Raw genomic sequence first — 3,494 nt, forward strand, 5'->3', positions numbered from 1 at the left:
CCACGGGGTCTCCGTCCGGCCCTTCGCCGCCGCTGTCACAGCAACGTGTGATCCTGCGTCACCTGCCGTGAGAGCGTGCGCAGTTCACCGTTCTCCCGGACCAGGACGTCCCGCACGACGCAGCTCGGCGCGATGACCGGCTGCGGCTGCCCCGGCCGGGTCACCACGACCAGCGCGTAGTACTCGGTGTGCACGCTGCCGTCCGGCTGCGGGCGCACGTCGAGCATGTTGAACCAGTGCCTGCGCTGCACCGGGTCCTCGGCGAAGCGCCGTTCGTTGAAGCCGCGCACCTCCTCGGCGATGGCGGCCCGGCCCCGCGCCGGCGGGGAATCGGGGGAGTGGGCGAACACGCCGTCCTCGGCGAAGGTCGCGGCGAACTCCTCGGCGCGCACGGTGTCGAGGCGGTGCGCCTGTCGGGCGTAGAACTGCTGGACCTCCGCGTAGAGGCCGGTGCGGACGGCGTCGGCCGACGGGATGGTGGTGGTCACGGGCGTCCCCTCCAGAACGGTGCCCCGGCCGCGCCGGCCGGGCGGCCTCAGCTTCGACGGGTCGGCTCGACGCCTCCTTGAGCCCTCCTCAAGCAGCCGCGGTGAAGGTGGTTGAAGCCGGTGGACCCCGCAGCGGGGCACGGCAGCGCGAGCACGATCCAGTCGCGAGCACCACCCAGTGACGAGGAAGGCAACCATGACCGCATCCGTACCGGAACCCCAGGAACCGGGCACCGGCACCGCCCGAGGCCCCGCGCTGATCACCGGAGGTACCCGTGGCATCGGCCTGGCCGTCGCCGAGAGCCTGGCCGCACGCGGCTATCCCGTCGTGGTCTGCGCCCGCGACGCCGACGCCGTCCAGCACACCGTCAAGGAGCTGACCGCGCGCGGCCACCGCGCCGACGGTGTCGTCTGCGATGTCACCTCCGCGGACTCGGTGCACGCGTTCGTCGCCACGGCGGTGGAGCGCTTCGGCCCCGTCGAGGTGCTGGTGAACAACGCGGGCCGCAGCGGCGGCGGAGTCACGAGCGAACTTGAGGAAGCTCTCTGGCAGGACGTCATCAACACCAACCTCACCAGTGTCTTCCTCGTGACGAAGGCCGTGCTCACCACCGGCGGGATGACGGCGCGCGGACACGGCAGGATCGTCAACGTCGCCTCCACCGGCGGCAAACAGGGCGTCGTGTTCGGCGCGCCCTACTCGGCGTCCAAGCACGGCGTGGTCGGCTTCACCAAGGCCCTTGGCCTGGAACTGGCCAAGAGCGGGATCACCGTCAACGCGGTGTGCCCCGGTTACGTCGAGACCCCGATGGCCGGAAACGTCCGCCGCCACTACGCGGAGATCTGGGACGTGCCCGAGGAAGAGGTGCTGCGCCGCTTCGAGGCGAAGATCCCGCTCGGCCGTTACACCCAGCCACAGGAGGTCGCGGCGCTCGTCGACTATCTGGTCACCGACGCGGCCGCGGCGGTCACCGCCCAGGCCCTCAACGTCTGCGGCGGACTGGGGAATTACTGATGACCACCACCGTGACCGGAGACCACGGCGCAGAGGCGGGGCGGCACGACGGGGAGCGGCACCGCGCGGAGCACACCGCGCGTCTCGCCGCACCCGCCGGACGTGCCTACGACCTGATCGCCGACGTACGTCGCTGGCCTCTCCTCTTCGCGCCCTGCCTGCACGCGGAAGTGCTGGAGGCGGGACCGGGCACCGAACGCGTCCGGCTGTGGGCCCTGGCCGGCGACGAGATCCGCAGCTGGACCTCGCGCCGTACCCTCGACGCCACCTCGCTGCGGGTCGGCTTCCGGCAGGAGAACAGCGCGCCGCCGCTCGCCGAGATGGGCGGCGAATGGCGGTTCGACGCGAGCGGCGACGACACCCGGCTGGTCCTCGCCCACGACTGGATCCTGTCGGCGCCGGGGGAGGAGCCTCGGCGCTGGGTGACCGAGACCCTCGACCGCAACAGCGCCGCCGAGATCGGCGCCGTCACCGACTGGGCGCGGCGCTCCGAAGCGGCGGGCGGCGCCGGAGAGTTGATCTTCTCCTTCACCGACACCCTGGACATCGCCGCCCCCGCCGCCGACGTCTACGCCTTCCTGTACCGGGCCGACCTCTGGCCCCGGCGGCTGCCGCACGTCGCCCGCCTGGACCTCGACAGCGCTCCGGCCGGCCCGGCCACCGCCGGGGCCGAGACCCAGCGGATGGAGATGGAGACCCGCGCCGCGGACGGTACGAGCCATCTGACCCGATCGATCCGGCTCTGCTTCACCGACGAACTGATCGTCTACAAGCAGACCACCGTGCCCCCGCCCCTGCTCGGCCACGCGGGCGCCTGGACCCTCACGCCCACCGCGTCCGGCACTCGGGTCACCGCACGGCACCATGTCGCTCTCGACCCGGACGCGTTGGCCGCCCGCTTCGGTCCGGGAACCAGCCTCCGTGCGGCCCGCGAGAAGGTCAGGGACCTTCTCGGCGGAAACAGCAGACGCACCCTGGAACGCGCCCGCGCGCACGCCGAGACGGCGGCTGGGGCTGGTGCGGTGAACGCGCGATGACCGCCGGCGCGCCGCGTACCACGGAGATCGCCGACAACGTCTTCGCCCACATCCAGCCCGACGGCGGCTGGTGTGTCAGCAACGCGGGCATCCTCCTCGCCCCCGACCGGGTCGCGCTCATCGACACCGCCGCGACCGAGTCCCGCGCCCTGGCCCTGCGCGACACGGTCGACGCGCTCAGCCCGGAACCTGTCCGCCTCGTGGTCAACACCCATTTCCACGGTGACCACAGCTTCGGCAACGCCCTGGTGGGACCCGACGCCGTGATAGTCGCCCACGAGCGGACCCGCACCGAGATGGCCGATGCCGGACTCGGTCTCACCGGGCTCTGGCCGGACGTGAACTGGGGGAAGATCGGCGTCACCCTGCCTCAACTCACCTACCGCCGACGCCTCACCCTCCACCACGGGGACCTCCGCGTCGAGCTGTTCCACCCGGGCCCCGCCCACACCACCAACGACACCCTGGTCTGGCTGCCCGATCAACGCGTGCTGTTCGCGGGCGACATCCTCCTGCCGGGCCGCACACCCTTCGTACTGATGGGGTCGGTGGCGGGTTCCCTGCGCACCCTGGAGGTCCTGCGGCGCCTCGATCCCCTGACCGTCGTCGGCGGCCATGGCCCGCTCGCGGGACCGGAGGTGATCGACGAGACGGAGCGGTATCTGCGGCGGCTCCAGTCCGTCGCCGCGGCGGCGTCCGCGGCCGGGCTGACGCCCCTGGAAGCCGCCCGGGAGGCGGGCCCGGGACCGTTCGAAGACTGGCACGAGCCCGAACGCCTCGTCGCCAACCTGCACCGGGCCTACGCCGAACTGGGGCCGGGTCCGCCGGGGGAGTCCCTGGACGTGATCGGCATCTTCGGGGACATGGTCACCTACAACGGAGGGCGACTGCCGGTCTGTTACGCCTGAGGACCGCACACGTGAAGGCGGGCGGGCCCCGGTCGTAGAACCGGGG

4 protein-coding genes are annotated in these 3,494 nt (G+C 72.2%); 3 read left to right on the plus strand and 1 reads right to left on the minus strand.

The window, feature by feature from the left end:
* Positions 1-35 precede the first annotated feature (35 nt).
* A complete protein-coding gene (locus ACFUN8_RS37170) occupies positions 36-488 on the minus strand; it encodes a nuclear transport factor 2 family protein (protein ID WP_383647821.1) in 453 nt (150 codons plus the stop codon).
* A 196-nt stretch (positions 489-684) separates the two neighbouring features.
* On the opposite strand from ACFUN8_RS37170, the gene fabG reads away from it, so the two are divergent.
* The 3 genes from fabG to ACFUN8_RS37185 are packed head-to-tail and all read left to right on the plus strand — an operon-like array spanning position 685 to position 3,448.
* Positions 685-1,503, plus strand: a complete 819-nt coding sequence (gene fabG, locus ACFUN8_RS37175) for a 3-oxoacyl-ACP reductase FabG (RefSeq protein WP_383647824.1) — start codon at positions 685-687, stop codon at positions 1,501-1,503.
* Positions 1,503-2,540 (plus strand): aromatase/cyclase, encoded by a 1,038-nt coding sequence (locus ACFUN8_RS37180; protein ID WP_383647826.1) that lies wholly within the window; start codon positions 1,503-1,505, stop codon positions 2,538-2,540. The genes fabG and ACFUN8_RS37180 overlap by 1 nt, the downstream gene beginning before the upstream one ends.
* Positions 2,537-3,448: an MBL fold metallo-hydrolase gene (locus ACFUN8_RS37185; RefSeq protein WP_383647829.1), complete on the plus strand. Its 912-nt coding sequence runs from the start codon at positions 2,537-2,539 to the stop codon at positions 3,446-3,448. Before ACFUN8_RS37180 ends, ACFUN8_RS37185 begins: the two co-directional genes overlap by 4 nt.
* Positions 3,449-3,494 lie beyond the last annotated feature (46 nt).

It is taken from the genome of Streptomyces sp. NPDC057307, from assembly GCF_042667665.1.
Classification (GTDB): domain Bacteria; phylum Actinomycetota; class Actinomycetes; order Streptomycetales; family Streptomycetaceae; genus Streptomyces.

Bases quoted from the DNA above. Each gene is read 5' to 3' on its own strand.
- fabG (WP_383647824.1), top strand. From the start codon at position 685: ATGACCGCATCCGTACCGGAACCCCAGGAACCGGGCACCGGCACCGCC.
- ACFUN8_RS37180 (WP_383647826.1), top strand. From the start codon at position 1,503: ATGACCACCACCGTGACCGGAGACCACGGCGCAGAGGCGGGGCGGCAC.
- ACFUN8_RS37185 (WP_383647829.1), top strand. From the start codon at position 2,537: ATGACCGCCGGCGCGCCGCGTACCACGGAGATCGCCGACAACGTCTTC.